At 59.1% G+C, this 5,187-nt stretch carries 7 protein-coding genes; all 7 read left to right on the top strand.

Annotated features, from left to right (window positions below; translation table 11 throughout):
• The coding region (locus SPK54_RS13455; protein ID WP_330948381.1) for a GAF domain-containing protein at nt 1-1,711 on the top strand (1,711 nt) is incomplete at its 5' end.
• A 17-nt stretch (nt 1,712-1,728) separates the two neighbouring features.
• On the top strand, nt 1,729-2,088 hold the full coding sequence (locus SPK54_RS13450; protein ID WP_037520727.1) for a response regulator: 360 nt from the start codon (nt 1,729-1,731) through the stop codon (nt 2,086-2,088).
• Between the two features lie 139 nt (nt 2,089-2,227).
• Nucleotides 2,228-2,503, top strand: coding sequence for a glutaredoxin 3 (grxC, locus tag SPK54_RS13445; protein ID WP_099648613.1), 276 nt, complete (start codon nt 2,228-2,230; stop codon nt 2,501-2,503).
• A 1-nt stretch (nt 2,504) separates the two neighbouring features.
• Nucleotides 2,505-2,771, top strand: a complete 267-nt coding sequence (locus SPK54_RS13440) for a hypothetical protein (RefSeq protein WP_099648612.1) — start codon at nt 2,505-2,507, stop codon at nt 2,769-2,771.
• Between the two features lie 171 nt (nt 2,772-2,942).
• Nucleotides 2,943-3,467, top strand: a complete 525-nt coding sequence (locus SPK54_RS13435) for a DNA starvation/stationary phase protection protein (protein ID WP_330948380.1) — start codon at nt 2,943-2,945, stop codon at nt 3,465-3,467.
• Between the two features lie 28 nt (nt 3,468-3,495).
• Nucleotides 3,496-4,350: an alpha/beta hydrolase gene (locus SPK54_RS13430; protein WP_099648610.1), complete on the top strand. Its 855-nt coding sequence runs from the start codon at nt 3,496-3,498 to the stop codon at nt 4,348-4,350.
• Between the two features lie 2 nt (nt 4,351-4,352).
• Nucleotides 4,353-4,838, top strand: a complete 486-nt coding sequence (locus tag SPK54_RS13425; protein WP_099648609.1) for a peptide-methionine (S)-S-oxide reductase — start codon at nt 4,353-4,355, stop codon at nt 4,836-4,838.
• Nucleotides 4,839-5,187 lie beyond the last annotated feature (349 nt).

Here is a 5,187-nt window from a genome sequence, read left to right as displayed (position 1 = left end):
GAACATGCCAGAAAGTTCTACTTATGGGGTGTCTGCCGATCGGGGAAGCTTACGGCTGGGACATCGGCGCGGCAGCGGCCGCCTCGCGTGCAAGGACATTGACGTGCTGAGCCTGAGCGCCAGTGCGGCCGACGCGGGGGCGGTTCAGCGAGCGAAAGCGCTTGCTGAACTCATGGTTCTCGACACACCGGACGAGCAGTCCTTCGACGATCTCGTGTTCGTTGCGGCCAAGGCCTGTGGCGTTCCTATCGCTCTGATCACGCTTCTCGACACCGACCGACAATGGTTCAAGGCCAAGTACGGGCTCGACGTGTGCGAGACGGATATCGAACATTCGGTCTGTCGGATCGACATCGACAAAGGCGACCTCCTAGAGATCGTCGATTTGACAGCCGATGCGCGAACGAAACGCAATCCACTTGTCACCGGCGAAAAGCACTTCAGGGCATATGCTGGCGCGCCGCTAGTCCTTCGATCCGGGGCGGTAGTCGGTCGGCTGTGTGTTATCGATACCGCTCCGCGGCCGGCAGGGCTGAGCGAGATGGAAAGGGCGATGCTCCAGGCGCTTGCCCGTCTCGCCAGCGAGAATCTCGAACTGCGTCGAATCGCCAAGGCTAGCGAGCGCCTAACTGAACTCCAGACCGCTCTTGTTGAGATCGGTGAGGTAATCCGCAGCAGTAGCGGCACAGAGGAGATGACGTCTGGCACCTCTGCCATCGTTGGTCGGACCCTCGCCACGGACCGAGCCGGGTTTGGAACCGTCGACCATGACGTTGAGACGATCAACGTTGAAACACACTGGACCGCACCGGGTGTGATGAGCATCGCCGGTCGACACCGGCTTGACGAGTTTGGGAGTTTGCACAAGCCACTCGTCGATGGCGACCCTCTGATAGTTAGGGACGCCCTGTCTGACGAGCGCGCGCTGCACAATCTCGATGGCGCGTTGCGTATTGGTATTCGCGCAGTGATCGACATGCCAGTGCGCGATCAGGGCAAGACAATTGCCGTTTTCTTTGTGCATTGCGGCATCCCCCGGCTCTGGACCGCCGAAGAGATTGCATTCTTGCGGAGCGCTGCAGACCGACTTGAAGCAGGGGTCGCTCGGCATCGTGCCGAGCAGCGCCAGCACATCGTAAATGGTGAAATCGCGCATCGCCTGAAGAATACGCTCACCATGGTTCAGGCTATCGCGAGCCAAACCTTGCGAACCGTCACCGACCGCGATGCTGTTTACGCCTTCGAGCGTCGGCTGATGGCGTTGAGCGCAGCACACGACGCCCTGCTCCAGACAAGCTGGACACAGGCTGATCTCCAAGCTGTTGCGGCGACCGTCATAGAAGCGATCGGATTTTCGGATCGGGTTAGAATGGCTGGATTGCCCGTGGCGCTAGGGCCAAGAGCGGCGCTGTCCTTTTCGCTCATCGTGCACGAACTTCTGACGAACGCCTGCAAGTACGGCGCTCTGACGAACGACTATGGGAAGGTGTCGCTGTCTTGGGGCGTCGAAGACAGCCAGGACGGCGATCTGCTGAAGATCCAGTGGCGAGAGCAGGGCGGACCTCCCGTTGTGCCGCCGACGCGTAAAGGCTTCGGCTCGAAGCTAATCAGCATCGGTTTGGTCGGTACTGGTGGCGTCGATCTTCGCTACGATCCAGAAGGCCTCGCGGCGGACCTGCATGCCTCTATGCGCCAGTTGGTCCAGGCTTGATGGAGTACGTGTGTGGAATGAACAAACCAGTGGTGCTTGTCGTGGAAGATGAGCCACTTCTCCGTCTCTTTGCATCGGACATGATTGAAGAAGCCGGCTTCGAAGTGCTTGAAGCATCAGATGCCTCTGCTGCGCTCGTGGCTTTGGAAGAACGGCGCGACATCCGTGTCGTCTTCACCGACGTGGACATGCCGGGCGGCATCGACGGCATCATGCTGGCCATCCGTATTCGAAACAAATGGCCGACCATTCAGATCATAATCACGTCCGGAAGGCCGTGGCCGGAAGAGGCTGTTGTCCCACCGGATATTCCGTTCTTTTCCAAGCCATACCGGCAAGACCGGGTGCTGGATGCGGTCAGGAAAATGGCTGCGTGATGACCTGGATCTTGCGGCCTTCCTCAAATCAGCCGTCACGTAGTTTTGCGCCCTCGCTCCCAGCCATTCGCGAGTCGCGGTGATACTTAGGTTCTGCCGCGAAGGACTCACGTCACGCGTCAACGATTGGAGATGAAAAATGAAGCCAGAGGTCCTCCTCTATGTCACGAGTTGGTGCCCATACTGCCGCCGAGCGAAAGCGCTGCTTACAAAAAAGGGGGTGGCGTTCACGGAAGTCGACATCGAGGCTAGTGCGTCAAACCGAAAAGCGATGATCGACGTCTCAGGTCGAAGCACCGTGCCGCAGATATTCATCAACGGCACGCATGTGGGCGGCTCTGACGAACTCCATGCCCTCGATGCCAGAGGCGGGCTCGACCAGCTACTCGCCATCGAACGGCCACCAGTGACGTGAAATGGAGGAGAAAGAATTCGATACGGCTTTCGCTAGGCTACCGGACGGATATAGCGAGGGCACTTACAAAGCCCGGCGCTTCGGCGTTACAGTCCGCCGCTCCAAAGATGGCCGACGTAACAGCCTTTTTGCCCGAGAGCTGGCTGGAACCGACATCGTCAGCTTCAACCTGTACCGCGTCTCAGCGGGCAAGGCTTCACTCAAGCCGTGTGAGATGTCTGCAGAAAAGGTCGTGGCATTCGTGCTCAGCTTTCGACCGGACGCATGAGCTTCGCTTCACCGCTAAACGCCGTGACCGTGATGCGCGCGAACCTGGGCCCCTAGGCTCCTTTCTGGTCGCCTGAACTATCGAAACTATAGTTACCGGTCATTGGACTTCGTCCTGAGGTAAATTCATTTTCGATACCTCAGCGTGCGAAAGAATCGGCGCTGGTCTCTTGTGCAAGCCATCATCGAGGAAGTCCAAGCGATGACAGACTCCAGTGCTGAAACCGCGCCTTCACCATCTGACCTGGACGAAAGCGCGACCATGACGGTCGCGGATGCGCTGAAGATCATTTTGGCGAACAGCTATGCGGTCTACCTCAAGACCAAGAACTTTCACTGGCATGTCTCGGGCCCGTACTTCAGGGACTACCACCTGCTTCTCGACGAGCAAGCCGCGGAGATCCTCGCTGCTACCGATGCTATGGCTGAGCGGGCCCGGAAGACCGGTAATACGACCATCCGATCGATCGGCGATATCGCCCGCCACCAGACGATCAAGGACAACGACGCGGAGTTCGTCACGCCGCAGGACATGCTGGCGGAATTGCGCGCTGATAATCTTCACATGGTCGAGTCGCTGCGTCGCGCAAAGGACGTCGCCGACCAGGCGAAGGACAATGCGACCTCCGGCCTGATCGATACCTGGACCGACGAGGCGGAACGCCGTGCGTGGTTCCTTTTCGAAGTCAGCCGATAGGATTGCTGCTCAACGGATCGGATCGTTCATGGCGTCTAACGATGCGCGGACCCAGTTTACTCAGATAGAGGGCGGTAGGATAGCCTTCGACGACACGGGCGGAGCCGGACCTGTCGTCATCGGAATTCCGGGAATGGGCGACTTGCGATCCGAGTACCGCCTCGTGAAGCCTATGCTGCAGCATGCGGGATGCCGAGTGGTGACGATGGACGTCCGCGGGTTCGGAGAATCGTCGGCCGAGTGGCCGGACTACTCTGCGCGAGCGGTCGGCCGTGACGCCATCTCCATCCTCCAACAGTTGGGTGCCGGTCCAGCCACAATCATGGGCAACTCGTTCGCGGCCGGGTCTGCGCTCTGGGCTGCCAAGGAGTCTCCTGGCCTCGTCAACGGGGTGGTGCTGCTCGGGCCGATTGTGCGCGATCTTCCCCTCAAGACGATCCAGAAACTTGTCCTCTTGCTCGGATTCGCAGGCCCGTGGCGTACTTGGTTCTGCACCACGTACTGGAGCAGCCTTTTTCCGACGAAGCCGGCACCGGATCATGCTGAAGTAAAAGCGGCAATCGCCGCAAACCTCCGAGAGCCAAAACGCATGCAGGCTCTCTTGAAGATGCTGTCATTGTCGAAGTCCGATACCGCAGCGATCCTAGACGAGATCTCCGTGCCGAGCCTCATCGTGATGGGCTCGAAGGATCCAGACTTCCCGGACCCTGTCGAAGAATCTCGGAGCTTGGCTTCGAGGATCAACGCCGAAACCATGATTGTCGCGGGCGCCGGGCACTACCCTCATGTCGAAATGGCGGACGAAGTCGGACAGCGGATCATCGCGTTCGTCCGCCAGCTCGATAAGTCCGGCCCAGCCGTTGTGCCTTTGCGTAGGAGTTGAGGATGGCAAAGGTCGGCTTTGGTGGAGGCTGCCACTGGTGCACCGAGGGTGTTTTCCAAGCGTTGCGCGGCGTCACGCAGGTCGACCAGGGTTTCCTACAATCGATGGCGCCGGCAGACACCTGGGCAGAGGGGGTGATCGTCACCTTCGATCCCACCGTCATTGGTTTGACGACGCTGTCCGAGGTCCATCTCAGAACGCACTCCGCCACCCGAGCCCGTTCGCTCCAAAGCAAATACCGCAGTGCAATTTACATATTTGAAGAGAGCCAGCGACATGAAGCTGAGCAAGCGGTTTCCCACTTGAGCGAAGAGACTGGCGAGACAGTGCACACCTTGGTGCTATCGTTTGCAGGCTTTAAGGCGTCGGATGCGCGCTACCAGAACTACTATCGAACCGATCCAAGTAGGCCTTTCTGTCAGCGCTACATTGATCCGAAGCTGGCGTATATTCGACAGCACTATTCAACGTTTGCTCTGCCCAGATAGCCTGAAAGAGCGCTTAGGCATCCTTCCCCCGAGCCAGCACCGTGTGCTCGGTGAACGCGATGGCTAGCCCAACACAGATGGCTTATCACAGGACGGGGTAGCGGCTGGGTCGAGCCTCATATTCGGACAAGAGTCGTTTCTTTCCTCGCCCGCACACCCGCTACGAAGTCCCCACCGGAACGGCCCACAATTCCGTAGCGCAGCATGTGACCGGCGCCGGGCCGACGTCCCCCCGCTTTCAGTAGCGGGGCGATTTAGAGTCCGGGGTTGATGGTAGTGGATGCCAGTTGCTTTGCGTAGGCGCTCGGTGTCAGTCCGCCCAATGCCTTCTTCGGCCGCTCCTCGTTGT

This window comes from Thermomonas sp. LB-4 (assembly GCF_036409385.1).
Classification (GTDB): domain Bacteria; phylum Pseudomonadota; class Gammaproteobacteria; order Xanthomonadales; family Xanthomonadaceae; genus Thermomonas.
The sequence above is the reverse complement of the archived record's forward strand: the minus strand, read 5'-3'. Positions and strand labels throughout refer to the sequence as shown.

Excerpts from the sequence above, each read along its gene's own strand:
- SPK54_RS13440 (WP_099648612.1), top strand. The coding sequence starts at position 2,505 with ATGGAGGAGAAAGAATTCGATACGGCTTTCGCTAGGCTACCGGACGGA.
- SPK54_RS13430 (WP_099648610.1), top strand. The coding sequence starts at position 3,496 with ATGGCGTCTAACGATGCGCGGACCCAGTTTACTCAGATAGAGGGCGGT.
- SPK54_RS13425 (WP_099648609.1), top strand. The coding sequence starts at position 4,353 with ATGGCAAAGGTCGGCTTTGGTGGAGGCTGCCACTGGTGCACCGAGGGT.
- SPK54_RS13450 (WP_037520727.1), top strand. The coding sequence starts at position 1,729 with ATGAACAAACCAGTGGTGCTTGTCGTGGAAGATGAGCCACTTCTCCGT.
- grxC (WP_099648613.1), top strand. The coding sequence starts at position 2,228 with ATGAAGCCAGAGGTCCTCCTCTATGTCACGAGTTGGTGCCCATACTGC.